This is a genomic window from Bacillus sp. FSL W8-0848, assembly GCF_038007805.1.
GTDB classification, from domain to species: Bacteria; Bacillota; Bacilli; order Bacillales; family Bacillaceae; genus Bacillus; species Bacillus glycinifermentans.
In genome coordinates this window covers 3,522,511-3,549,040 of sequence record NZ_JBBOYB010000001.1, presented here as the reverse complement: position 1 = coordinate 3,549,040, position 26,530 = coordinate 3,522,511, and the positions used below count along the sequence as shown (strand labels likewise).

The window sequence follows — 26,530 nt, the reverse complement described above, 5'->3', positions numbered from 1 at the left end:
AAGGGGCGGCATCCGGAGGCCGCCTCTTTTGATATGATCTTATTCTATCGTCATCTCAAGTTCTTCAATGCGTTTTTCAACGTAGCGCTGATCTTTTCTTGAATGAAAGGTTTCCGCTTTTTCAATAATGACCTCTGTGTTATACTCGGGAATTTTGGCATGGCTTTCATACATGCCTTTAGGAATCAGCACATTACCCTCAGGCCAGTAGACGGCGGCGTTTCCCTGCTTCACATCCGCAAATTTGGCACGTCCCTGAAAGGTTCCGAAACGGTTGAACAGGACGATCGCTTCGCCGTTTTTTATATCAAGCGCTTCAGCGTCTTTCGGGTTAATTATGACGTCATAGCGGTCCGCATCATTAAACGGATCTTTTTTGCTGTAAATCATGGAGTTAAACTGTTTTCCGCGCCTTGTTGTTACATAGAAGCGTCCTTCCGTCTGCCTGTTTTCAGGAAGGTCAACAGGGATCAGATTTCCCTTTCCGTCGGCTGTCGGACATATGCCGCCCTCGCAAAGCCAGGCGCCTCCCCATTGAAAGACGTCCCCGCGCTTTTTCAAATGCTGAATCCCGTCATAGTTCCGGTTGGCAACGGCAATTTCCCGGCGGATTTCCGCAACGTTTTTGAAATCGATCAGCTCTTTGTCTTCCGGCCGGACGCGTTTGGCGAGATCGATATAGATGTCCCATTCTGAACGGGATTCACCGATTCGCGGCCCTTTAATTTCCGGGCTGAAGTAGACCATCCGCTCTGTGCTCGTCGAAGTCCCGCCGCCGGGCTGTTCATATCTCGTCATCGCCGGCAGCACGATGACTTCTTCTTTTGCATCAAGAAGCGTCGATGTGTTCAATATAATATCCTGATGAACCCTGAGTTCGGCCTCCTGAAGGGCTTTTTCGATAAAAGCGGGATCAGGCATCGTTTCCAGAAAGTTGCCGCCGCTCGTGTAAAACACTTTTGCTTTTTTCGGATGATCGTCGGGAAGAAGCATGTTTTCGATTGTCTGACCGATTGTGTCTCCCTGCCACCCCGGAATCCGAAAGCCCCAAATCTTCTCAATCCGCGCCCTATGTTCTTCATCGAAATCACCGCCGGGCAATGCGAACGGGTCTGCTCCCATTTCGCCTGAACCCTGAACGCCGCTGTGACCCCTGATCGGCATGACGCCGCAATGTTGTCTCCCGATAAAGCCTTGCAGGAGGGCGAGGTTTGCCACCTGTGAGATGTTGTCGGTCGCAAACCGATGCTGGGTGAGCCCCATGCTCCAGACGAAAACGCCTGTATTCGCACGGGCGAGCAATAGGGCAAATTCTTTCATTCTCTCCTTTGACAAACCGGATGACGCTTCAAGTGCATTCCATGTTAGCTTTGATATATGCCGTTTTAGCTCTGTAAAGCCGTTTGTGTGCGTTTTGACAAAGGTCCGGTCGATCGCTGAACCAGGTGCATGCTCCTCCATGTCAAACCAGTGCTTCATCACGCCGTTTATGAAGGCGATGTCCCCGCCGATATTGACTTGATACACATCATCGACGATCTTCGTTCCGAAAAGAGCGCTTTCAGGTATTGACGGAATCCAGTAGTTTTCCATGGCGGGTTCTCTGTATGGATTGATCATGATGATTTTTGTCCCCGCTTTTTTGGCGGCGTACATATATTTGGTGGAAACGGGCTGATTGTTGGCGGCGACAGACCCCCAGAAGACGAGGACGTCCGTGCCGATCCAGTCCCGGTAGCTGCAGCTGGAAGCGCCGATTCCGAGCGAGCGTTTTAAAGCCGTTTTGCTTGGCGAATGGCAGATCCTTGATGCATTGTCAATGTTGTTTGTGCCGAGAAAGCGGGCCGCCTTTGCCGCCGTGTAATAGACTTCATTGGTAATGCCGCGGGCGGTCAGATAAAATGCTAGCTGTCTGCCGTCAATCGATCTGATCTTGCCGGCGATCCGGCCGAGCGCCTCGTCCCACGATATTCTCGAGAAAGTTCTTTCGCCTTTTTTTCTGGACAACGGATAGGGGATGCGGCCCAATTTTCTAAGACATGAGCTGTCCAGCTCCCTCAGCTTCCCGATGTCGGCAAACAGCCATTTATCTTCTATCGCAGGCATTGTGTTTAAGCGGAGGACGTTCAGTCTTGTCGTGCATAAATGAGGGCCTGTAAGCGTCTGATCGCGCAGACCGGATACCCCGAGCGCACATCCGTCGCATACGCCTTGCGTCAAAATTCTGTAGGCGTACGGGAGGCTGTCTTTATTATCCCAGGCGGCTTTCATCGTATCTCTGATATGTTTTGGCTTTACCTTTCCAAGCCCCATCGGTGCTAGAGAGGCCCACAGTTTAGGCGCCGGCCGTTTGTCTAATTTCATCGGTCCTTCATGCTTTGTTTCTCCCATTTTCCCACTCCTTTCATCCCTTAACCGAATCGGAAAAACGAATGTCCGCTTTGTTTCTCAATTGTTTCATGTCGACCCTGATGAAAATTGATAGGCACAGTCCGATTCCGAACAGCACGGCGAAAACCGCCAAGCTCTGTGAGTAGCTTCCTGTCACATCGCGGATCCATGAGGAAAACATCGGTCCGGCGAGGCCGGCTGCAGCCCAAGCGGTCAGTATGTAACCGTGAATCGCACCGAGCTGCTTTGTCCCGAACAAATCGCCGATGTAGGCCGGAATCGCGGCAAATCCCCCTCCATAACATGTATAGATCAGCGCCATGAAAATAGAAAACATGATGTGATCTGTCATAAACGGCAGCAGCGGAAAAGCGATGAGCTGGGCGGCAAAAAAGGCGGTATACGTATTCGGACGTCCGATATAGTCCGATATGGAGGCCCAGCCGATGCGTCCCAAACCGTTGAACGCCCCTAAAATTCCGACAAGCGCAGCTGCTCCGGCGGTCGACATTCCCGCGCTTTCCTGGGCCAGCGGGGAAGCGATTGAGATGATGGCAATTCCGCATGTGACATTAATAAAGAGCATCATCCATAAATAATAAAACCGTCTTGTTTTCGCCGCCTCATTTGCGGTAAGCTGTGATAAATCCGTACTGCGGGGTCTTTTGCTTTTTTTAGAAGAAAGTCCTTTCGGCTGCCAGTCTGTTTCAGGCGGGGACAAATAAAGAGAAGAACACAGCATGATCAAAAAATAGCAGATGCCGAGGATAAAGAAGGTATTCGCAATGCCGGCAGTAACGATCAGAGCCTGCATCACCGGACCGCTGATCAAGGCTGCAAAACCGAATCCCATAATTGCAAGCCCTGTAGCGAGGCCGCGGCGGTCGGGAAACCATTTGACAAGCGAGGATACAGGCGTGATATAGCCGACGCCGAGCCCGATGCCGCCGAAGACGCCGTAAAACAAATAAAGCATCGGCAGGGATCCGAGCTGGACGGCAACCCCTGAGAACGCCACACCGGCTCCGAAGAAAAAGGCGGCAAGCATTCCGGCTTTTCTCGGGCCGTGTTTTTCGACGAAGTGTCCTAAAAAAGCGGCCGGCAAACCGAGAAACAAAATCGCGATGCTGAACGTCAGGCTGATCTGGCTCAGGCTCCAGCCGAACCGTTCTGCAAGCGGATTCGTAAAGACGCTCCATGCGTATACCGACCCGATTGACAAGTGAATGCCGACTGCGCATAAAGCAATGATCCATCTGTTTTCCACTTTTTTCATTTCGATTCCTCCTAAAGGGGAAATGAAAACCGCTATATAGAGGCAGGTGCAGGTCATTAATGATAGCGCTTTCAAAAGATAGTATCATATTTTCAAGCTATCAACAAGATGAAACTCCCAAATTTAGTCTTTGAAGGTTGTGAAACATGACGATATGCGAGTATAGTAATAGGAGAAAGGGGAGGGATTTACCAATGGGAAAAAACATCACAGCAATCCGCAGTATTTTCCGTTATGATAATGGAGAACTGACAAAAGAAGAGGATCAAATGGCGACAGAATATCCCCTGACTGTGATGGTCAACGGCGAAGAATTCGTCACGCTTGTATGCTCGCCGGACCACCTGGAAGAACTTGTGATCGGATTTCTCGCCTCTGAAGGGGTCATCCGATTTAAAAAAGAGATTAAAAGGTTTACAATAGATGAAAGTCTTGGTTTCGCATATGTTGATCTTGTCAGTTCACAAAAGCTCCGGCTTCAGGATTACACAAAACGCGTCATCGGTTCCTGCTGCGGCAAAGGCCGGCATTTTTATTTTCAGCAGGATGTCAAAACGGCTAAAACGGCTCTTCAAGTCGTGAAGATCAAGCCTGAGAACTGTTTGGCCCTTATGCGGGAAATGCAGGAAAACAGCAGGCTTTTTCAGCATACGGGAGGCGTCCACAATGCCGCTTTGTGCAGCGACGACAAGGTGATGGTGACGCGGTCTGACATCGGAAGGCACAATGCGCTGGATAAATTGTACGGATACTGTTTGCTTCATCAGATTCCGGTGCATGACAAACTGATCGTATTCAGCGGCAGAATTTCCTCTGAAGTGCTGCTGAAGGCCGCGAAAATCGGCGTTTCCGCGGTGATTTCCAAATCGGCTCCGACAGAACTTGCGATCCAGATGGCGGAGGACTTGAATATTATGACGATTGGATTTGCGAGAAACCGGTCGTTTAACGTATACACCCATCACGAACGATTACAGCTATCATAAAGGAGGCAACGCGCATGACCGCACACACAGAACAAGTATTGGATCAAAAAGGCCGGCCGCTTCGGGATTTGCGAATCTCCGTTACCGACCGCTGCAATTTACGGTGCACATATTGCATGCCTGCCGAGATTTTTGGACCGGATTATCCGTTTTTGCCGAAGGGAGAGCTGCTTTCATTTGAGGAGCTTGAACGTTTGGCGAGTCTTTTCGTCAAGGCGTTCGGGGTTGAAAAAATCCGCCTCACGGGCGGAGAGCCGCTGATGAGAAAGGATATGCCCGATTTGGTCGAAAAACTGGCACGGATTCCGGGGCTGCGCGACATTGCGATGACGACGAACGGCGTGCTGCTCCCGGTTTACGCGGAAAAGCTCAAAAAAGCCGGATTAAAGCGGGTGACGATCAGCCTCGATTCTCTTGAAGATGCCCGTTTTAAGGCGATCAACGGAAGAGGCATCCCGGTCAGCAAGGTGCTTGATGGTATCGAAGCGGCGAAGCAGGCCGGACTCGGCATCAAAATCAACATGGTCGTCCAGAAAGGGGTCAATGAAAAAGACATTTTGCCAATGGCCCGTTATTTTAAAGAAAAAGGCCATATTTTGCGGTTTATCGAGTTTATGGATGTCGGCAATTCAAACGAATGGAAGCTGAACGCCGTTGTCACGAAAGCCGATATCATCAGTCTTCTCAATGAGGAAATGCCGATTGAACCGGTCGATCCCAACTATAAAGGGGAAGTGGCAGAGAGGTACCACTACCTTGATGGTTCGGGGGAGGTCGGCTTTATTTCTTCCGTATCAGACGCTTTTTGCAGCACCTGCAACAGAGCGAGGCTATCGGCAAAAGGAGAGCTTTTTACATGCCTTTTCGCTTCAAGCGGCTTCGATCTCAGATCGCTTGTCAGAAGCGGCCGGTCCGACCAAGAACTCGCGGGCGCGATCAGCTCAGTCTGGAGAAACCGGACCGACCAGTATTCGCTTGACAGGGCGCTATCAAAGGCCGCACCGAGGAAAAAAGTTGAAATGTCTTATATCGGCGGGTAGACAACCTGCATCTGAAATCGGGGCGGCACATTGCAGGCGCCGGATCGGAAAAAATAAGCGCAAGACGATTCCAGGAAGCAAACAAACCGTTTGCTTCCTTTTTGTTTTTTCTGACATATCATCAGGTTTGGCAGGGGGAGAATGCGGTAATTTAAAAAAGCAATGGTTGAGACAGAAAGGGTGATTTGATGTTCGGATTCGACGATATCGCAAAATTTTTCTGGTCGTTTTTGCTCGTCTTTCCCGCAGTATCGATTCTTCATGTCTTGGGCCACGGCCTGATGGCGTTGCTTTTCGGAGGCAAGGCGTCCCTTGAGATCGGCATGGGCAAAAAACTGCTGAAAATCGGCCCGGTTCAGATCAGAAGCATTTACTTTATGGACTCGTTTTGTAATTACGGGGAATTAAAATACGACAACCGGATAACAAATGCGCTCATTTATGCGGGGGGATCGATATCTAATCTGGCGTCTATTTTTCTCGTGAACACGCTGATTGCAAAAGATGTGTTGGCTGAAAATATCTTTTTATACCAGTTTGTTTATTTTTCGACCTATTATGTGTTTTTTGCGCTTATTCCGGTGCGGTATTCCGAGAATCACCTTTCTGATGGAATGGCGATTTATAAAGTGCTGAGATACGGGGAAAAGTATGAGATCAATAATTAATCAATAGAAAATCCGGAGCTCCTCACCCCGGATAACAGGTTACCCTTTGACGCCGTCTGCGGACGGCTGTTTATATTGCCGTACGGCTTCGATGAATGTGTCCAAAGCATCACACCCCGCATCATACCGAAAATCTTCCTGTTCCCCGTTATTCATCACAACGATATGCTCGCCGCCTAACAATCTCCCTTTCATACGGCGAAACGATGAAATGGTGCGGTAAGGCATATCGAGATAGAACGGGGCTCCGAAAAGAGAAGAATAAAACAGCAGCCGTTTTCCGGTGGCGGCAAGAAGGCCGCGGTAGGGTGTATAGCGGGCGGCCATTTTTGCATTATAGGCGCAAAGAATGACTGATTTCACTTCTTCGTCCGGTTCGAGCCGGCTTTGAATGGCCGCTTTTCCTTCAGCGATCTCCTTCATCAAAAACACTCCCTTCAAGATGTGTTACGATCTTCCTGAATAAAAGTTTCGCCGCTTCACTAAAATAAAGCTCCCGGTTTAGTCAAAAATAAAGTATATTAAAGGAGTTGACAAAAAGACGTCCTGTAACTAAAATAATTACAACGGTGGTGAAAACATATGGTAAACAGCCGTCTTGCTGTTGCAATTCATATTCTTTCTTTAATCGCGTCAAATCCGCGCGAGCAGGTTTCTTCAGAAATCATTGCCGGGAGCGTCAATACGAATCCGGTTGTCATCAGGCGCATGATCAGCCTCTTGAAAAAAGCGGACATCCTGACGTCGCGGCCCGGTGTTGCTGGCGCCAGCCTGAAAAGGGCTCCCGAGGACATTTCCCTGCTTGATATTTACCGCGCAGTCCAAAGTCAGGAAGAACTGTTTGCAATCCACGAAAAACCAAATCCGGACTGTCCGGTCGGGAAACGAATTCAATCAACGCTCGATGAAACCTTTTACAGCGTTCAGCGGGCAATGGAAAACGAATTGGCCAGCAAATCGCTTAAAGACATATTATTTCATCTCTTGTAAACGAGAGATGATTTTTCACCGCCTGGATGTAACTGAATTTGTTACAAAAATGAAAATGGAGGTTGTAACAATGAAAATCGGCATTATCGGGGCCAGCGGAAAAGCGGGCAAATTGATTTTAAAAGAAGCGGCAGGAAGGGGACACGACGTGACGGCGATTGTCAGAGACGCATCAAAAGCCGAAGGCAGCGGTGCGGCCGTCATTGAAAAAGACGTTTTTGATCTGAAGCCGGAAGATGTGAAAGGTCTTGATGTCGTGGTCAATGCGTTTGGCGCTGCGCCGGGGCAGGAGCACCTTCACGTTGAAGCGGGAAGAAAACTGATCGATTTGTTCAAGCAGGTTCCTGAAACAAGATTGATTGTTGTCGGAGGGGCGGGCAGCCTTTACGTTGATGAAGAAAAAACAACCCAGCTGTACAACACGCCTGAATTCCCGAAAGAATATCTGCCGACAGCAAAAAATCAAGGGCAGAATTTAGAGGATTTAAAACAATCAAGCGGTTTGAAATGGACTTTTATCAGCCCTGCGGCCTTTTTCAATCCTGAAGGAAAACGCACGGGCTCCTATCAAAAAGGACAGGAAAACCTCATCGTCAATTCCGCTGGAGAGAGCTATATCAGCTATGCGGACTACGCCATTGCGGTTGTAGACGAAGCCGAAAACGGCGAGCATATCAATGAACGGTTTACGGTTGTAGGTGAAGCGGAATAAATGTTAAGAGGGCCTTTCGGGAAAAAGGCTCTTTTTCATGCTATTCGAAGTTATACTGGATTTCATTGTATCCGGCAACGGCTCCGATGCAAAACAAAATAATAAAGAATATGATAAATAATAAAACAAGGACAACATTCGCCCCCAGATAAAACACTTCCCATTTTATAAAGGTAGCGTAGTTTTCCAGCATGGATTCGTGCGGTTCTTCAGATATTTCTTTGCTCATCAGCGATGCGGAGCTTGCCGATTTCAGCAAATATACGCCTGAAACGATCATTAATACGCCGGGTGCTGCTCCTATCACAAACAGCGGGAGGCCGAAGAGCGCTGTAAAGGCGCCTGTAATAATAATCAAAATTCCCGCGGCTTTTCCCCATTTTGAAATGATGTTAAGAGAATTTCTTAAACTTTCAGTCATCATAAACATCCTTCCGCCTTCCAAGATATATAATAAATTCTATTTATTTATACAATAAAAAAGAGTATTTTTGAATGATGAATTTTAAGAGATGGAAACGTTTTTAAATGATTTCCCGGAGGAAGCGGGTTTTCGGTATGGTATAGTATGTTCTAAACACCCCGCTTTACCGGTAGTTTTGATTCCGGTAACCGGCCGATTTTACAATAGGTCCTGAAAGGGTGTGTTTTTGCATTGATCTACCTTTTTTAGAAAGGCGGTTTTACTGTGAAATCCTCTTATCTTTATCGTCTCCTGCAAATCGATCATATAAAAAAAAACGGCGATCTTCCAAATGAACAGCAGCTTGCCGATTCGTTCGTCTTTGTTTTTCATTTGAAGGGCAAAGGAAGAATTGAGATTAATGAAGCGGGTGTTCCGCTGCAAAAAGAAACGCTCTATATCTGTCCTCCTTATGAAACGTTCGGCATTACGGCGTCCTCAGATGATGTCAGCGTATTTCTCATCAGGCTGCACGCGTATGCAAGCGCCAAGCGGCACCAAACGCTTGAGCCTGACACAGATCCAGACCTCTTTTCCGACATTCAGATGATGAATGTGCATTCGGTCGGAAATTTGTCCGCCCGTCTTCAGGAGCTTTTTTCATTATGGCCGCCTTCTTCTGCGCTCCAGGAGATGAAGTGCCAGCTGGAGCTGCAGCACCTTCTTTACGACATCTGCTCGGCAAGGCTGTTTCACCCGGCTGATACCGCATCAGCCATCGCCGACACGAAAGCGTATATTGAAGAGCATGCCGATGCACACATCACGCTTGATCAGCTGGCACACATGGCCGGTATCAGTGCTAAGCATTACAGTGAAACGTTCAAAAAGCTGTACGGGCAAAGCGTGACAGAGTTCATAACGGAAACCAGGATGACAAAAGCGAAACAGATGATGGCCAGGGCCAGCTACAAGCTGAGGGAAATCGCCAGCCAGACGGGATACCAGGATGAATTTTATTTCAGCCGGACGTTTAAAAAGCATACCGGGCTTTCCCCGAGCGCCTACATGAAAAAAAGGCGCAGGAAGCTTGCTGCCTACGGCCAGAACACGATCGGACAGCTCACACCGCTACACCTCATTCCTTATGCGGCTCCGCTTCATCCGAAATGGACGGCGTATTACTACAAGAATTTTGCGGCAGACATCCCGGTTCACCTTAGCGCTTACCGCTTTGATGAACCGCGTGAGGAAAATCTGCGAATCCTGGCCAAAGCTGATCCTGAGCTGATTATCAGCATGGATGACGTTTCAGAAGAAGAACGGGAGCGTCTGAACGGAATCGCCGATGTCGTCTATCTGCCGTCACAGGAAGATTGGAGAACGCAGTTCACCTTGGCCGCCGCTCATGTCGAAGAAGAAGCGGAAGCGCGCAAATGGCTGGCGTCCTATGAGAGGCAGGCCGAAGCTGCGAAAAAAGCGCTTCAGGCTGTCGGGCAGCAGCGCTTTATGTTTTTGCGCCTGCATAAACGCGAACTCTATCTCGCCCACAATCGCTCTGTCCGGGATGTTTTTTTCGGCGACTTAGGCCTTGAATCGGCTGTTTTTTTGGATGAACCGACGGATCAGGCGATTTCGTTGGAAACAATCAAGGCATATCACCCGGATTGCATCATGATCTTCATTTACAAAGAACCTGAAACGATCGCCTATTACCACGAGCTGCAGAAGACGGCTGCCTGGCAGGATCTAAAAGCTGTGCGCGAACAGCGTGTGTACCGCATTCAGTCAGATCCTTGGCGCGAATATTCGGCTTGCAGCCATGAACGGATCATTCGCCATGCCGTTCGGCTGCTGTCCGGAAAAAGTTCATTTTAATTGCCGGATATTGTCCATGGTGTTATCAAGAAGGCTTACCTATAATTTTAATTGATAATTATTATCAATTAAATCAGGGGGTCTTAGATAGATGAGAAAAATCTCTATATGTTTATGCATTTTGCTTCTCGCTTTGACTGCGGCAGCGTGCGGCAGCCAAAAAGAAGAGACTGGCGGCGCTGCAAAAAGCGCACAATCATCAGAGAAAAGCATTCAATATCTCGGTCATACATACAAGGTGAAGGTTCCGACTGACCGAATCGTGATTACGGGAAGCGTGGAATCGATGGAAGACGCGAAGCTTCTTGATGTTCACCCTGCAGGTGCGATTTCTTTTTCAGGAAAGTTCCCGGCCTTGTTTAAGAGCATTACCGATAAAGCTGTTGCCGTCGGCGAAAAAACGGAACCTAACCTGGAAAAAATCCTTGAGCTTAAGCCTGACGTCATTTTAGCCTCTACGAAGTTTCCCGAGAAGACGGTGAAAAAGCTCGATAACATCGCGACTGCGATTCCTGTTTCCCACGTTGCTTCCAATTGGAAAGACAACTTGAACCTTTTGGCTCAATTGACGGGAAAAGAGGATAAGGCAAAGAACATCATTTCGGACTATGAAAGCGATCTGAAAGACGCTAAAGCAAAATTGGAGAAAGCCGCAAAGGATACAAAAGCGCTCGTCATCAGAATCAGACAGGGAAATGTGTTTATCTATCCTGAAGAGGTATTCTTCAATTCAACGCTGTACGGCGAGCTTGGCTACACAGCGCCTGATGAAGTAAAGGCTGCCAAAACCCAGGAACTGATTTCGCTGGAAAAATTGAGCGAGATGAATCCGGACTACATGTTCGTTCAATTCTCTGACGACGAGAATGCCGACAATCCGAATGCGCTGAAAGATTTAGAGAAAAATCCGATTTGGAAAAGCATTTCAGCGGTGAAAAAGGGTCATGTATTCGTGAATGCTGTAGATCCGCTTGCACAAGGAGGAACAGCATGGAGCAAAGTTCAATTTTTGAAAGCGGCGGCGGAAAAATTAACGCAGGACTAAACGTGATATGCACGCAAAGCGAATAACACGAATCATCATCATCGCAGCTCCGTTTGCCGTGATCTTATCCATATTTCTCTCCGTGTGCTTCGGAGCAAAGCAGCTTCATTGGGAAACCGTGTATTCGGCGCTGTTTCATTTCGACCAAGGGAATACAGACCATCAAATTATCTGGCATTCCAGGCTTCCGCGCGCAGCAGGCGCCCTCTTGATCGGGGCGGCGCTGGCCGTGTCGGGGGCGCTGATGCAGGGAATCACCCGAAACTATTTAGCTTCGCCTTCGATTATGGGCGTTTCCGACGGCTCGGCATTTATCATCACGCTGCTGATGGTATTGATTCCGCAGTCGTCCGCTCTTGAGATGATGGGGTATTCGTTTATCGGCTCAGCCGTCGGCGCGGGTCTCGTTTTCGGACTGGCTGCCGTGATTCCCAACGGCTTTATGCCCGTTCAGCTGGCGATTATCGGCACGGTGACGAGCATGCTGCTCAGCAGCCTGTCTGCGGCGATGTCAATCTATTTTCAAATTTCGCAGGATCTCAGCTTTTGGTACAGCGCCAGGCTGCACCAGATGAATCCGGAACTTCTGACATACGCCGTACCTTTTTTTGCACTCGGCATCATCCTGGCTCTTTCTCTCAGCGGAAAAGTGACGGCTTTGTCGCTGGGGGAGGATATTTCTGAAAGCCTCGGGCAGAAAAAAAGAGCCGTCAAGCTGACAGCGATGGCAGCGGTCGTCTTGCTTACGGGAAGTTCTGTCGCCTTGGCGGGGAAAATCGCTTTCGTCGGCTTGATCGTTCCGCACATCACGCGTTTTCTCGTCGGTTCTGACTACAGCCGGCTGATTCCCTGTTCCTGCATCATCGGCAGCGTTTTTCTGATTTTGGCCGATCTTGCCAGCCGGCTGATCAATTATCCGTTTGAGACACCGATTGAAGTCGTGACTTCCATCATTGGCGTTCCTTTCTTCCTTTACTTGATTAAAAGAAAAGGAGGGGAACAGCGTGCCTAAAAAAATAGCAGTCATCTATGCCGTTTTGATCGTGCTGATTCTTGCAGTCTGTTATTTCAGCATCACGATGGGAGCGTTCTCCGTTCATCCGGCGGAGCTGCTTTCAGCGCTTTTTGGAATCAACCCGAACGAGCAGTACGCCATTCTGCTGTTTGATTTGCGGCTTCCCCGCATCGCAACGGCAGGTCTCGTCGGTCTCGGTCTCGGGATAGCCGGCGCCGTCATTCAGGCGGTGACAAGAAACGGACTGGCCGATCCCGGAATATTAGGAATTAATGCGGGAGCGGGAGCCGCCATCGTCGGCTATATGCTGATTTTTCAAGGGCAGACGGAAGCGACCAATCTCCTCTCCGCAATGGGGATGCCTTTCTTCGGGCTGCTCGGGGGCCTTTTGGCGGCCGTATTCATTTTTGTGTTTGCCTGGCACGGAGGAAACCTCGATTCCGCGAGGATCATTCTTGTCGGGATTGCTATTAACTCGGGTTTCAGCGCCATATCTTTGTACTTGTCATTGAAAATGAACCCGAATGATTATGAAATGGCGATGGTCTGGAGAAACGGAAGCATCGGTTCGGCCAACTGGACATACATTCAAGCCGCTCTGCCGTGGTTTTTGCTGTTAATTCCGTTTCTTCTCGCCAAATGCCGGCTTCTTGATACGATTCGGTTTCACGAAGATACGGTGAAGAGTCTCGGCGTTTCATCGAATGCGGAAAAAACGCTGCTGCTTATCGCCTGTGTCGGGATCATCAGCGCCTGTGTGTCGATCTCGGGAAGCATGGCATTTGTGGGCTTGATCGCGCCGCATATTGCACGAAGGCTTGCAGGCGTGCTGCACAGCTATTCGCTGCTCTTAAGCGGACTGATCGGCATGTTCCTCGTCCTGTGCGCCGATTTGGCCGGGAAATTGCTGTTTCAGCCGTTAGAGGTTCCCGCGGGGATTCTTCTTGCGATTTTCGGCGTTCCTTATTTCCTGTACTTGCTGTTCAGACAAAAAAAGGCGGCTTCATAGACCGTCTGTTTCAACTAACATAGAGGGGAGGGGGAAGGCAGATGGTTCATGAAAAACATGATGAGGCTGCCAAGGACGCTGAATGCCCGCCGGTAGCCATACCGGGGACGAAGCAGCGTCTCATGCGGTCGTCTTCAGGGGATCGCAATTACCGGGTTTTTATAAGCAGCCCAATTGAGGAGCCGCCTCCTTCAGGATATCCGGTGATTTATTTGCTGGACGCCAATTCGGTGTTCGGCACGATGGTTGAGGCCGTACGAATGCAGTCGCGCCGCCCTGAAAAGACCGGGGTGGTCCCTGCCGTTATCGTCGGTATCGGCTACGAGACGGATGCCCCGTTTGATCCGGCGCGGTATTATGATTTTACGCTGCCGGTGCGTCCGGAAAATCTGCCTGAACGGCCGGATGGAGCGGAGTGGCCTGAATCCGGCGGAGCGGAAGCTTTTCTGTCATTCATCGAAGAAAAGGTGAAGCCGGAAATCGAACGGGAATTTAAGATCGATATGAGCAGGCAGGCCATTTTCGGCCACTCTCTCGGCGGTCTTTTTGTCCTGCAGGTTCTGTTTACAAAGCCCGAATTATTCCAGACATACATCGCAGGCAGCCCGTCGATTCATTGGAATCAATCATTTTTTGAAAAAGAACGCGAATTTGTCTCCCGATTGCATGCGGCAGATGCAAAGGTCGATGTATTGCTTGGGGCCGGAGAGCTGGAGAGAAGCCATAAAAGCCGTATGAACGACCGTGCGGAAAAGCTGGCAGAGCGCTTATCGGCTCTTGAAGAATTCGGAGTGCGGGCGGAGTTTCATGAGTTTGAGGGAGAGGGCCATATATCGGTTTTGCCGGTTTTCATCAGCAGGGCTTTGCGGTTTGCGCTAAACCCTGACAGACAGGCCAGATAGGAAGCGGGGCGGGGACCGATCTGCCCCCTTCGCTAAATAATGAAAGTGATACAAATATACCAAAGCGCGGATCAATCAACCGGAAACAATTTGACCGTTAGCAGTAATTGGTATATTATATTTTTAAACGATAATGATTATCATTATCAATTAGTGTGTGATTCAAAGTCTTCAGGAAAGGAAATGACCACAAATGAAAGGCAAAGTTGCTTTAGTTACAGGAGCTGCCCAGGGAATCGGGGAAGCGGTGGCAAGGGCGCTTGCGGAAAGCGGCGTGTCGGTTGCTGCGGTGGATCAAAATGAACGAGGGCTTCGTTCCATTGTGACAGACTTGGAAAAGAAAGGCCTGCATGCCAAGGCATTTGCCGCAGATGTCGGAAACAGTGCAGCCGTTGAGGAGACCGTGGGCATGATCGAACGCGATATAGGTCCGATCGATTATTTGGTCAATGTCGCCGGCGTGCTTCGGACCGGGTTGATCACATCGCTCAGTGATGAAGATTGGGAGAAGACGTTCAGCGTCAACACAGCAGGGGTTTTTCACGTATCCCGCTCGGTTGCCGGCCGCATGATTACGAGGAGGAACGGCTCGATCGTTACCGTAGGCTCCAATGCCGCGTGTGTCCCGCGAATGCAAATGGCCGCTTATGCAGCTTCAAAGGCAGCGGCTTTAATGTTTACGAAATGTCTTGGCCTCGAGCTGGCCGAATACAATATTCGCTGCAACATCGTATCGCCGGGATCGACGGATACGCCGATGCAGCGGTCCATGTGGTCTGGCCGGGACGGGGCACAGGCAGTCATCGACGGATCGCCGGAAGCGTTCAAAACGGGAATTCCGCTTGGCCGTCTGGCTTTGCCGGCTGATATCGCAAATGCCGTTCTCTTTTTATTGTCCGAATCATCACGCCATATTACGATGCATGACTTGCGCGTTGATGGCGGGGCTACCTTGGGAGTTTGACCGAATTTAAAAGGAGGTTTTGGAAATGATTGATCACCGTATCGCACAAGAAACGCCGGCCGACCAGCTTTTACGCGAGTATCGGCCCGATGCTGCGTTTTTCTTTTCTTCTCCGGAGCGGACCATTCTGGCCAAAGGCGTTTTCGCCGAAGTCCCTGAAGAAGGGGGCCATAGGCTGGAACATCTGGCTCAGCAGGCTGCTTCCATCCTCAAAGATGCCGAGCAGTCCGGACGGCAGAACCCCATCATTGTCGGTGCTGTCCCCTTTGACGAAACAAAGCCCGCGCAGCTTACCGTGCCGAACGAGGTCTGGTGCGCCGGCCCGCTGACGCTTGAACAGGATGCACAAATACATCCGGGTCCGGGACCTGCTTATGACATTGAGCCGATTCCTCAGCCCGGGGAGTATATGCGGGGGGTCGAAAAAGGATTGGCCCGCATTGCTGAAGGGGATGTCAGCAAAATTGTGCTGTCCCGGTCGCTGCGCTTGACATCACCGGCCAGCATCGATATCTCCCATGTTCTTTGCAATCTTGCACAGCACAATCCGGGCGGATACACTTTTGCAGTGGATTTGTCCAAGCAGGCAGCGGCGTCCGCATCTGCCGGAAGAAAGCGCCGCAGGACATTGATCGGAGCCAGCCCCGAGCTGCTGGTTTCAAGAAAAGGACTGCACGTTTACGCAAATCCTCTGGCGGGTTCGAGGCCGCGGAGCGATGATCCTGTGGAAGACCGGCGCCGTGCAGACGAGTTGCTTTCTTCTTCAAAAGATCGCCATGAACACGCGGTCGTCACCGAAGCTGTAGCTTCAGGGCTCAAACCTTTCTGCAGGACATTAGACGTGCCGAGGGAGCCTTCGCTGATCAGCACGGAGACGATGTGGCACCTTTCCACAGAGATCAAGGGCGTGCTGACAGACGCGTCGATATCGTCATTAGAGCTTGCTGCGGCGCTGCAACCGACCCCTGCTGTCTGCGGCACGCCGACAGATGCCGCCAGGGCGGCTATTAAGGAAATTGAGCCGTTTGCCCGGGGCTTTTTCACCGGAATGGTAGGCTGGTGCGATGCCTCCGGAGATGGGGAGTGGGTCGTGACCATCCGCTGCGCCGAGGCGGAAGAACGCGCTCTCCAACTGTTCGCCGGAGCCGGCATCGTAGCCGGTTCAAGGCCTGAAGACGAGCTGGCAGAGACGTCAGCCAAGTTTCGGACGATGCTCCTTGCGATGGGGCTGAACAATGAATAGAAAAAATTGGGGGGATGAATATGCTTGCAGGATGTCCGACATGGCCGGACGAATTTGCTGAAAAATATCGAAAGGAAGGGTGCTGGCGAGGCGAGACATTCGGAGGAATGCTGAGGGAACGGGCAGACAAGCACGGCAGCCGGATTGCGGTTACCCGTGGAGATGCTCACATGAGCTACGGGGAATTGGATATGAGAGCCGACCGTCTGGCGGCGGGATTTTTGGAGCTGGGCATCAAAAAGGAAGACCGCGTCATCGTCCAATTGCCGAATACACCGGAGTTTTTTGAGGTTTGTTTTGCCCTGTTTCGGATCGGTGCGCTGCCTGTATTTGCGCTTCCTTCACATCGGCAAAGCGAGATCGCTTATTTTTGTGAATTTGCCGAAGCGGCTGCATACATCATTCCTGATACACACTCAGGATTTGACTACCGCGTGCTTGCGAGGCAAGTCCGCAGCAAGCTGCCGGAATTGCGCAATGTCATTGTCGCCGGCGATCCGGAAGAATTCCGGGGGCTCAGCGATCTGTATAGAGATGCAGATCCCGGCCGCCATCCGCATGTTAAGCCGGATGATGTCGCTTTTCTCCAATTATCCGGCGGAAGCACGGGGCTGTCCAAGCTGATACCGAGAACGCATGACGATTACATATACAGTTTGAGAATCAGCGCCGATATTTGCCGGCTAGATCATAACAGCGTATATCTTGCTGCTTTGCCGATGGCCCACAATTATCCGCTCAGTTCGCCGGGCGTGCTCGGAGCGTTGTATGCGGGAGCCAGGGTCGTTCTTGCAGATGGGCCAAGTCCTGACGAAACCTTTCCTCTTATCGAAAAGGAGAGGGTTACCATCACGGGGGTCGTTCCGCCGATTGCTTTAATCTGGCTCGAAGCCGCATCATCGCGAGCAGAAGACCTTTCAAGCCTCGAAGTGTTCCAAGTCGGCGGCGCCAAATTCAGCGCTGAAGCCGCCCGCCGTGTAAAGAGCGTGCTCGGTTGTACATTGCAGCAGGTGTTCGGCATGGCGGAAGGTCTGGTCAACTATACAAGGCTTGATGATCCTGAGGACATTGTCGTCAATACTCAAGGCAGGCCGATGTCGCCGTTAGATGAAATTAAGGTCGTCGATGAAAACGGCCGCGACGTTGAACCGGGGCAGACGGGTGAGCTGCTGACCCGCGGGCCGTACACGATCCGCGGCTATTACAAAGCTGAAGAGCATAATGCGAAAGCATTCACGCCGGATGGCTTTTACCGCACTGGAGATCTGGTCAAAGTCAACTCATCAGGTTATCTGATCGTTGAAGGTCGTGCAAAGGATCAGATCAACAGGGGCGGAGAGAAAGTCGCTGCAGAGGAAGTGGAGAACCACCTTCTTGCCCATCCCGGCGTACATGATGCCGCTGTCGTTTCCATGCCGGATGACTTTCTCGGCGAAAGGTCATGCGCATACATTATTCCGCGCAACACCCCGCCTGCCGCCGCCGAACTGAAGCAGTTTTTAAGAGAGCGGGGGCTTGCGGCATATAAGATTCCCGACCGGGTGGAGTTTACCGATTCTTTTCCGCAGACAGGCGTTGGAAAAGTAAGCAAAAAAGCGCTGCGTCAAGCAATAGCCGAAAAAATGTCGCAGTTCGCCAAAGCGAAACAATAATCAATAGAATGAAAGGACGTGATGTTGATGGCCATTCCTGCCATCTCTCCATACAAGATGCCGAAAGCATCGGATCTGCCGAAGAACAAAGTGTCGTGGACGCCGCACCCGAAACGTGCCGCGCTTCTCATTCACGACATGCAGCAATATTTTATTGACGCATATACCCGGGGAGAGTCTCCGATGACAGAGCTTTTGCCAAATATCAATATGCTCAAGGAGCGATGCAAAGAGCTTGGGATACCTGTCATCTACACGGCTCAGCCCGGCGGACAGACGCCTGAAGAGCGCGGGCTTCTCCAGGACTTTTGGGGGCCGGGAATCCCTCCGGGTCCGGATCAGCAGAAAATCGTGGAAGAACTGAAACCGGATGAAGGCGACACCGTTCTGACGAAGTGGAGATACAACGCCTTTCGAAAAACGGATCTTTTAAGACTGCTTCAGGAGCAGGGCCGCGATCAGCTCATCATCACCGGGGTCTATGCCCATATCGGCTGTCTCATGACGGCTTGTGATGCGTTTATGCAGGAGATTGAGACGTTTTTTGTAGCAGATGCGGTAGCGGATTTCTCCTTACAACATCACGAAATGGCCATCTCTTATGCAGCCGACCGCTGTGCTGTCACCGTCACAGCCGAGCATCTTCTGAACGAACTGAAAAACGGGCGAAATGACGATGGTGTGCAAGAAGGCCGCGAACTGCTGTCGAAACAGACGATTCGCGAACAAATTGCCGCGCTTCTCCTCGAATCGCCGGACGATATCACTGACGGTGAAAACTTGATTCATAGAGGTCTCGATTCAGTCAGAATGATGAGTCTTACCGAGCGCTGGCGACGTGCCGGGGCTGAGGTGACGTTTGTGGAGCTTGCAGAAGAACCGACGATCGAAAACTGGTGGAGACTGTTGTCTTCCCCTAAAGAAACATCATTGCCAAATTCAGATTATCAATGAAGGAGGTTGGCCGTAATGCCTGAATGTCAAGATAACCGCAGGCCATTAACCGGAGCGCAGGCCGGCATTTGGTACGCACAGCAGCTAGATCCGCAAAATCCGATTTATAATACCGCTGAATACGTAGAAATCAACGGTCCGATTGATCATGAACTTTTTGAACAGGCACTGCGGCGCGTCATTGAAGACGCTGATACATTGCATGCCCGATTCGGGGAAGATGATGACGGACCATGGCAGGTGATTGATCCGTCATCAGATTTTCCGCTTCATTTCGTTGATGTCAGTGCAAAGAATGAACCGAGGAAGGCGGCTGAGGCGTGGATGAAGGACGATCTGGCCCGGCCGATCGACTTAAGCAGCGGCCCGCTTTTTACAGAAGCGCTTTTTAAAGCGGGACCCGATCTTTTCTTCTGGTATCACCGGGCCCACCATATCGCAACTGACGGGTACAGTTTTATGCTTATTGCGGAGCGGCTTTCAAAACTGTATACCGCACTTGTGCAAGGGAAGGCGGTTGATGATGGGTCTTTCGGGCCGCTTGCCGCAATTCTTAGGGAAGACTCGGTTTATCGTTCCTCAGACCAATATCAAAAAGACCGCCGGTTTTGGCTGGAGCGATTCAGCGACGAACCAGAGGTGGTCAGCCTTGCCGACAGGGCGCCGAGAACATCTGACCGTTTTCTCCGCCGTTCCGGACATCTTTCTGCCGAACATGCAGACCGCCTCTTGTCTGCGGCAGGCTTGATGGGAGCAAGCTGGCATGAAGCAGTCATCGCAGCAGCGGCCGTTTATGTTCATCGCCTAACAGGCGCACGGGATGTTGTTCTCGGATTGCCGATGATGTGCCGTTTAGAATCGGCTTCGTTGAATATTCCCGGCATGGTCATGAATCTCCTGCCGCTTCGCTTGTCGGTGCGGCCGGAGTTGGGAGCTGCCAAGCTCATGAAGCAGGTATCAGAGGAAATCGTAAAAATCAGGCGCCACCAGCATTACCGTCATGAAGAGCTGAGGCGCGATCTGAAACTGCTCGGCGAAAACCAGCGGCTGTTCGGGCCGCAGATTAATCTGATGCCATTTGCCGGCAGCTTGAATTTCGCCGGTAATCAAGGCATTGTTCACAATATCACGACGGGGCCTGTAGACGACCTTTCGATCAATATTTACGGGAGACCCGGCGGAAGCGGCTTAAAGGTGAATATGGATGCAAATCCTGAGGTGTACACGGAAAGCGAACTTGAAAAACATCTGCACCGTTTTCTTATTATTCTGAGAAATATTTCCGGTTTCCAGCAAGATATGCCGATTGGAAAAATAGAGCTGCTGCTGCCTGAAGAACGTCATCAGGCGCTGATCAAGAGGAATGAAACCGGTCATCCCCTTCCGGAAGCCGATCTTCCTGAATTATTCGAGATGCAGGTGAAAGAAAATCCAAACTCGCCGGCAGTGGTGTTTAAAGACGGCGTTCTCAGCTATTCCGAATTGAATGAACGCGCGAATCGGCTGGCCCATCTGCTGATTGAAAGAGGGGCCGGACCGGAGCGGTTTGTCGCGTTGGCTCTGCCGCGGTCACAGGAAATGGTGATCTGCATGCTTGCCGTCCTCAAGGCGGGAGCGGCTTATTTGCCTATTGATCCCGAATATCCGGCAGACCGGATCGATTATATGTTCAGCGATGCACAGCCGATGCTTGTCATTACAACGAGGGAGGCTGCGGCAAACATTCAGGAAAATGGAGACGTACCAAGAATGGTCATTGACGAACAAGACGTCATTCATGACCTTTCCCGTTATGCTGCTGAAAATCCGGCTGCCAATAAAAAACGCTCGCTTCTTCACCCTGCGTATATGATTTATACGTCCGGTTCTACAGGAAGACCTAAGGGCGTCATTGTACAATCTGAAAGCTTATGCAATTTTCTTTTGTCCATGCAGGAGACGTTTTCTCTTCAGCAGCATGACCGGCTTTTGGCAGTTACTACGGTTGCTTTTGATATATCAGCGTTAGAGATTTACTTGCCGCTCATCAGCGGTGCCTCCTTTATCCTCGCTGAGAAGGAAACCGTTCAAGATTCGCATGTATTGGGGAACATGCTTGAAAAGCATGACATCACGATCATGCAGGCTACACCGACGCTGTGGCATGCATTGGCGGCAAGCGTTCCGGAAAAGCTCCGCGGACTCAGAGTGCTCGTCGGAGGCGAGGCGCTTCCAAACAGCCTTGCCCGGCGATTGCAAGAACTGGATTGCCGGATTACGAATCTTTATGGTCCGACTGAAACAACGATTTGGTCAACGTGTGCCGCCCTGGAAAACGGCCGGAAAGAAGCGCCTTCAATCGGCCGTCCGATTTGGAACACACAAGTATACGTGTTGGACGCAGGCTTACAGCCTGTTCCGCCCGGCGTGGCAGGCGAGCTTTATGTGGCCGGAACAGGGGTGGCGCGCGGTTATTTTGGCCGCCCGGATTTGACGGCCGAGCGTTTTATTGCGAATCCTTACGGGCAGCCGGGCTCCCGGATGTATCGGACAGGCGATCTCGTCCGGTGGCGTTCGGACGGCTCTCTTGATTATATCGGGCGGGCGGATCATCAAATTAAGATTCGCGGTTTTCGCATCGAAATTGGAGAAATCGATGCGGTGCTTTCCGGCCACCCCGATGTTCATCAATGCGCCGTTGTCGTTCGGGAAGACCGTCCGGGCGACCCCCGCTTGACCGCATATGTCGTTCCGGTTGCTGAAGCGAGTCCTGATCCGGCTGAACTTCGCAGCCATCTCAGTGAAACACTGCCTGATTATATGGTACCATCCGCATTTGTCATGTTGGAGGCGCTCCCGCTTACTCCAAACGGAAAGCTTGATCGCAAAGCGCTGCCGGCTCCCGTGATGAGCGGGCAGGCAGCCGGACGTGAGCCGAGGACGCCACAGGAAGAAATTTTGTGCGATCTGTTTGCTGAGGTGCTGGGGATACCGCGGGTCAGCATTGATGACAGCTTTTTCGATCTCGGCGGCCATTCGCTGCTGGCCGGCCGGCTCGTCAGCCGTATTCGTGATGTGCTGGGAGCGGAGCTTGGAATCGCCCGTTTATTTGACGAACCGACACCCGCCGGGCTTGCCAAGCAGCTTGATCGGGCGGGCAGCGCCCGGCCGGCGCTCTGCAAGCTTGAAAGGAGGGAAGAGATTCCCCTTTCGTTTGCCCAGCGGCGTCTATGGTTTTTATACTGTCTGGAGGGGCCGAGTCCTACCTACAACATTCCGGTTGTTGTCAATTTGTCCGGCCGGCTGAATCGGGAAGCTCTTGAAGCGGCGCTTGGGGATGTTGCAGAACGGCATGAGCCGTTAAGAACGATTTTCCCTGAAAGGCGGGGAACAGCGTGCCAGCTTATACTTGATCCAGACAAGGCCCGGCCTGAACTGCTCGTTTCTCATGTCAGAGAACATGAGCTTGAGGGAGTCATGGCCGAAGCTGTAAAATACAGCTTTAAACTTGCGGAAGAACCGCCGTTTCGCGCTCAGCTTTTCGTGCTCGGGGAAGACAAATATGTTCTGCTGCTGCTTCTCCACCATATGATCGGTGACGGCTGGTCATTGACGCCCCTGACCCGCGATTTGGAAGCAGCGTACAGCGCCCGCTGCCAGGGTGCACGTCCTGAGTGGCAGCCGCTTCCCGTGCAGTATGCCGACTATGCCATCTGGCAGAAACGTCTGCTTGGCAGTGAGAACGATCCGGATAGCCTGATTGCAAGACAGCTGGACTATTGGACAAAGACGCTTGAACACCTGCCTGATCAGCTTGAGCTTCCGGCTGATTTTCCGCGGCCTGCCGAATCAAGCTATCAGGGCGGCACGATTCAGCTCGCCATTGACGAAAAGCTGCACGGCCGTCTGCTCGAATTGGCCCGGACAAGCGGAGTCAGTCTGTTCATGATTTTGCAATCAGGGCTTGCCGCATTGCTGACAAGAATGGGAGCCGGGAGCGATATTCCGGTCGGAAGCCCGATCGCGGGCAGAAGCACCGATTCATTGAGCGGGCTTGTCGGGATGTTCATCAATACGCTTGTGCTCCGGACTGATACATCAGGTGATCCGAGCTTTCGAGAGCTTCTCGGCAGGGTCAGAAACGTGAATCTTCATGCTTACGAACATCAAGACCTTCCGTTTGAGCGTTTGGTTGAAGTACTCAATCCTGCCCGTTCCCGTGCCAGACATCCGCTTTTTCAAATTATGCTGGCATTTCAAAACACACCTGAACCGGCCATTGAACTTCCAGGACTCACATCAACCGTTGAGGTCAAAAGCGTCGGCGCCGCCAAGTTTGATTTGACGATTGAGCTGCGCGAACATCGGAATGCGGACGGGACACCTGCCGGCATTGCGGGCTTCCTCGAATACAGTACAGATCTATTTAAACGCGCTACGGCTGAAGCGTTGGCGGCGCGGCTGGTGAGGCTGCTTTCATCCGCCGCAGCCGACCCTGATCAGCCGATTGGACGGCTCGACATCCTGCTGCCTAATGAACGCCAAATGCTGCTGGAAGAGTGGGACAAAGCTCCGCTCAACGTGCCGGAGGCAAGTTTGCCGGCATTGTTTGAGGAGCGAGCTGCAGAAAACCCTGAAGCGATTGCCGTCGTATTTGAGGATGCTGTTCTGACATACGGGGAACTCAACAAGCGGGCCAACCGGCTGGCGCGCCTGCTGATTGCCAAAGGGCTCGGACCTGAGCAATTCGCGGCATTGGCGCTGCCAAGATCATTGGATATGGTTGTCGGTCTATTGGCCGTACTGAAAGCGGGTGCGGCCTATGTTCCGCTTGATCCGGATTATCCGGCTGACAGAATCGCTTTTATGCTGGCGGATTCCCGGCCTGCGTGCATCATCACAAATACAGAGGTTGCCCAGCGCTTTTCTGCCGGTGATATACCGCTGATTACACTCGATGATTTGCATGTAAAAGAAGAACTCAAACATTATGCTGAAACGAATCCGGGTGATGAAGACCGGCTTGAGCCATTGTCACCGTTCCACCCTGCATATGTCATTTATACATCCGGGTCGACCGGTACGCCAAAAGGGGTGGTCATCCCGCATCAGAATGTAGTCCGCCTTTTTGGAGCAACAGAACAATGGTTTCATTTTAATGAAGATGATGTGTGGACGATGTTCCATTCTTACGCCTTTGATTTTTCGGTGTGGGAAATTTGGGGCCCGCTTTTGCACGGCGGCCGGCTTGTCGTTGTACCGCACGCTGTCAGCCGTACGCCCGGCGAATTTCTCCGTCTGCTCGTAAATGAAGGCGTGACTGTTCTGAACCAGACCCCGTCGGCATTTTATCAACTGATGCAGGCCGATCGCGACAATCCTGAGATTGGAAGGCTTCTTTCCTTGCGATTTGTCATTTTCGGCGGGGAGGCGCTTGAATTGAGCAGGCTGGAAGAATGGTATCAGCGGCATTCGGACAATTTTCCGAGATTGATCAATATGTACGGCATTACTGAGACGACTGTGCATGTCAGCTATATTCCCCTTAATCGGGAGATTGCGGCTCTGCAAGCCAACAGCCTGATCGGCTGCGGGATACCCGATCTTGGCGTCTATGTGCTTGATTCGTGCCTTGAACCCGTTCCGCCGGGAGTAGCCGGAGAGCTTTACGTATCCGGAAGCGGTCTTGCACGCGGTTATTTGGGAAGGCCGGATTTGACCGCTGAGCGATTTGTCGCTGATCCGTACGGACCTCCCGGAAGCAGGATGTACCGGACGGGCGATCTGGCCCGCTGGCGCCCTGATGGTTCTCTTGATTATATGGGACGGGCCGATCAGCAGATTAAAATCCGCGGCTTTCGAATCGAATTGGGCGAGATTGAAGCCGCGCTGGTTCAGCACGATGAAGTGGATCAGGCCGCTGTCGTTGTTCGGGAAGACCGGCCCGGGGATAAGCGCCTGATCGCCTATATTGTCCCCGCCTCAGAAGCAGAACCCGATCCGGCAGAGCTGCGCCGGTATGCCGCCGGGACGTTGCCTGATTACATGGTGCCTGCGGCATTTGTAAAAATTGATGTTTTGCCGTTGACCCCGAATGGCAAGCTCGACCGCAAAGCGCTTCCTGAGCCGGATTTTACGGCGGCTGTTAAGGGCAGAAGTCCGCGTACGCCTCAAGAAGAGATACTGTGCGATCTGTTCTCAGAAATTTTGAGCGTGCCCCGGATTGGAATTGATGACGGATTCTTCGAGCTTGGCGGGCATTCGCTGCTTGCTGTCCAGCTGATCAGCCGAATCCGCGAAGCGATCGGGGCGGAGCTCGGCATCGGTGATTTGCTAGAAGCACCGACCGTCAGCGGTCTTGCTGAACGCCTTGAGGTCGGCAGCAGCCAGAGTGCGCTGGATGTACTGCTTCCGCTGAGAGCTGGCGGGAGCGAGCTGCCTCTGTTCTGCGTACATCCGGCAGGAGGCTTGAGCTGGTGCTATGCCGGTTTGATGACGTCGCTCGGCAAGGAATATCCGATTTACGGACTGCAGGCGCGCGGCATCGCACAGCGGGAAGCGCTGCCGGCAACACTGAATGAAATGGCCGCCGATTATATCTCTCATATCAAACAGGTTCAGCCGGCCGGACCTTACCGCCTTCTCGGCTGGTCTCTCGGAGGAAATGTAGTTCATGCGATCGCAACCCAGCTTCAGGAACAGGGCGAAGAAGTTTCTCTTCTCGTCATGCTTGACGCTTACCCGAACCATTTCCTTCCGATTAAAGATGCTCCGGACGAGCAGGAAGCGCTTGTCGCTCTCCTGGCTTTAGGCGGATATGATCCTGACAGTCTCGGAGACGGGAAGCCGCTCGAACTGTCGAGTGCGATTGAACTTTTGCGGCGCGACGGCAGTGCACTGGCTAGTCTTGATGAAGCCGCAATATTGAACCTAAAGGAGACTTATGTGAATTCGGTTCGCATTTTAAGCGAATATAAACCGCATATCTATCACGGTGATCTTTTGTTCTTCAGATCAACCGTCATTCCGGAATGGTTTGATCCGATTGCTCCGGAATCATGGCTTCCTTATCTTCATGGACAGATGGAGCAGCACGATATTGACTGCCGCCATAAAGATTTGTGCCAGCCGGGTCCGCTTGCCGAAATTGGACGCGTTCTTGCCGAAAAATTAGATGCCTTAGGGGGGAGAGACTGATGACAAATCCTTTTGAACGTGAAGACGGCACATATGTTGTCCTGATGAATAACGAAGGCCAGCATTCGCTCTGGCCGGCATTTCTTGACGTGCCGGCCGGCTGGGCCGTTGTTTTTGGGGAATCAAGCCGGAGCGATTGTGTTGAATATATCAGTTCGAATTGGAGCGATCTGCGGCCGAACAGCGTGAAGCCCGCTCTAGGGGTTCACGGCGGTGATGAGTAAAT

The 26,530-nt window shown here is 51.5% G+C and carries 20 protein-coding genes; 16 read left to right on the top strand and 4 right to left on the bottom strand.

Annotation, left to right across the window (positions count from 1 at the left end):
* Positions 1-39: 39 nt before the first annotated feature.
* On the bottom strand, positions 40-2,391 hold the full coding sequence (locus NSQ39_RS18735; RefSeq protein ID WP_175076689.1) for an FdhF/YdeP family oxidoreductase: 2,352 nt from the start codon (positions 2,389-2,391) through the stop codon (positions 40-42).
* 13 nt (positions 2,392-2,404) lie between these two features.
* Positions 2,405-3,667, bottom strand: a complete 1,263-nt coding sequence (locus tag NSQ39_RS18730) for an L-lactate MFS transporter (RefSeq protein ID WP_175076690.1) — start codon at positions 3,665-3,667, stop codon at positions 2,405-2,407.
* 194 nt (positions 3,668-3,861) lie between these two features.
* On the opposite strand from NSQ39_RS18730, the gene fdhD reads away from it, so the two are divergent.
* The 3 genes from fdhD (at position 3,862) to NSQ39_RS18715 (ending at position 6,361) form a co-directional block, all read left to right on the top strand.
* Positions 3,862-4,653 (top strand): formate dehydrogenase accessory sulfurtransferase FdhD, encoded by a 792-nt coding sequence (gene fdhD / locus NSQ39_RS18725; RefSeq protein ID WP_046130324.1) that lies wholly within the window; start codon positions 3,862-3,864, stop codon positions 4,651-4,653.
* Positions 4,654-4,667: 14 nt separating this feature from the next.
* Positions 4,668-5,693 (top strand): GTP 3',8-cyclase MoaA, encoded by a 1,026-nt coding sequence (gene moaA / locus NSQ39_RS18720; protein ID WP_175076691.1) that lies wholly within the window; start codon positions 4,668-4,670, stop codon positions 5,691-5,693.
* 188 nt (positions 5,694-5,881) lie between these two features.
* The gene (locus tag NSQ39_RS18715; protein WP_046130326.1) at positions 5,882-6,361 is read left to right on the top strand and encodes a hypothetical protein; all 480 of its coding nucleotides are present in this window, start codon (positions 5,882-5,884) and stop codon (positions 6,359-6,361) included.
* A 39-nt stretch (positions 6,362-6,400) separates the two neighbouring features.
* Here the strand turns inward: NSQ39_RS18715 and NSQ39_RS18710 are convergent, their stop codons facing one another.
* A complete protein-coding gene (locus NSQ39_RS18710) occupies positions 6,401-6,784 on the bottom strand; it encodes a GRAM domain-containing protein (protein ID WP_046130327.1) in 384 nt (127 codons plus the stop codon).
* 159 nt (positions 6,785-6,943) lie between these two features.
* Here NSQ39_RS18710 and NSQ39_RS18705 point away from each other — a divergent pair, with 159 nt between their 5' ends.
* Both NSQ39_RS18705 and NSQ39_RS18700 read left to right on the top strand, forming a co-directional pair.
* Complete coding sequence (locus tag NSQ39_RS18705) at positions 6,944-7,351, top strand: Rrf2 family transcriptional regulator (protein WP_175076692.1); 408 nt, start codon at positions 6,944-6,946, stop codon at positions 7,349-7,351.
* Between the two features lie 70 nt (positions 7,352-7,421).
* Positions 7,422-8,063: an NAD(P)-dependent oxidoreductase gene (locus tag NSQ39_RS18700; protein ID WP_046130329.1), complete on the top strand. Its 642-nt coding sequence runs from the start codon at positions 7,422-7,424 to the stop codon at positions 8,061-8,063.
* Positions 8,064-8,103: 40 nt separating this feature from the next.
* Here NSQ39_RS18700 and NSQ39_RS18695 read toward each other — a convergent pair whose 3' ends face one another.
* Positions 8,104-8,484, bottom strand: a complete 381-nt coding sequence (locus tag NSQ39_RS18695; protein ID WP_236809791.1) for a DUF5362 family protein — start codon at positions 8,482-8,484, stop codon at positions 8,104-8,106.
* A 267-nt stretch (positions 8,485-8,751) separates the two neighbouring features.
* Between NSQ39_RS18695 and btr the strand changes: the two genes are divergently transcribed.
* The 11 genes from btr (at position 8,752) to NSQ39_RS18640 (ending at position 26,528) form a co-directional block, all read left to right on the top strand.
* On the top strand, positions 8,752-10,344 hold the full coding sequence (gene btr / locus NSQ39_RS18690) for a bacillibactin transport transcriptional regulator Btr (RefSeq protein WP_175076694.1): 1,593 nt from the start codon (positions 8,752-8,754) through the stop codon (positions 10,342-10,344).
* A gap of 91 nt (positions 10,345-10,435) precedes the next feature.
* Positions 10,436-11,389 carry an ABC transporter substrate-binding protein gene (locus NSQ39_RS18685; protein ID WP_046130331.1) on the top strand — a complete coding sequence of 318 codons (954 nt, stop codon included), beginning with the start codon at positions 10,436-10,438 and terminating at the stop codon, positions 11,387-11,389.
* Between the two features lie 7 nt (positions 11,390-11,396).
* On the top strand, positions 11,397-12,401 hold the full coding sequence (locus NSQ39_RS18680; protein ID WP_046130332.1) for a FecCD family ABC transporter permease: 1,005 nt from the start codon (positions 11,397-11,399) through the stop codon (positions 12,399-12,401).
* Between the two features lie 4 nt (positions 12,402-12,405).
* Entirely contained in the window at positions 12,406-13,413 is a 1,008-nt protein-coding gene (locus tag NSQ39_RS18675) for a FecCD family ABC transporter permease (RefSeq protein WP_175076708.1), read from the top strand.
* Positions 13,414-13,454: 41 nt separating this feature from the next.
* Positions 13,455-14,315 (top strand): alpha/beta hydrolase, encoded by an 861-nt coding sequence (locus tag NSQ39_RS18670; RefSeq protein WP_046130334.1) that lies wholly within the window; start codon positions 13,455-13,457, stop codon positions 14,313-14,315.
* Between the two features lie 193 nt (positions 14,316-14,508).
* Positions 14,509-15,279, top strand: coding sequence for a 2,3-dihydro-2,3-dihydroxybenzoate dehydrogenase (locus NSQ39_RS18665; protein ID WP_046130335.1), 771 nt, complete (start codon positions 14,509-14,511; stop codon positions 15,277-15,279).
* Positions 15,280-15,304: 25 nt separating this feature from the next.
* Positions 15,305-16,522 carry an isochorismate synthase DhbC gene (gene dhbC / locus NSQ39_RS18660; protein ID WP_175076695.1) on the top strand — a complete coding sequence of 406 codons (1,218 nt, stop codon included), beginning with the start codon at positions 15,305-15,307 and terminating at the stop codon, positions 16,520-16,522.
* 20 nt (positions 16,523-16,542) lie between these two features.
* Positions 16,543-18,174, top strand: coding sequence for a (2,3-dihydroxybenzoyl)adenylate synthase (locus NSQ39_RS18655; protein WP_175076696.1), 1,632 nt, complete (start codon positions 16,543-16,545; stop codon positions 18,172-18,174).
* 27 nt (positions 18,175-18,201) lie between these two features.
* Complete coding sequence (locus NSQ39_RS18650; protein WP_175076697.1) at positions 18,202-19,128, top strand: isochorismatase; 927 nt, start codon at positions 18,202-18,204, stop codon at positions 19,126-19,128.
* A 15-nt stretch (positions 19,129-19,143) separates the two neighbouring features.
* Complete coding sequence (locus NSQ39_RS18645) at positions 19,144-26,304, top strand: amino acid adenylation domain-containing protein (protein ID WP_175076698.1); 7,161 nt, start codon at positions 19,144-19,146, stop codon at positions 26,302-26,304.
* Positions 26,304-26,528, top strand: a complete 225-nt coding sequence (locus NSQ39_RS18640) for an MbtH family protein (protein ID WP_046130340.1) — start codon at positions 26,304-26,306, stop codon at positions 26,526-26,528. The genes NSQ39_RS18645 and NSQ39_RS18640 overlap by 1 nt, the downstream gene beginning before the upstream one ends.
* Positions 26,529-26,530: the final 2 nt, after the last annotated feature.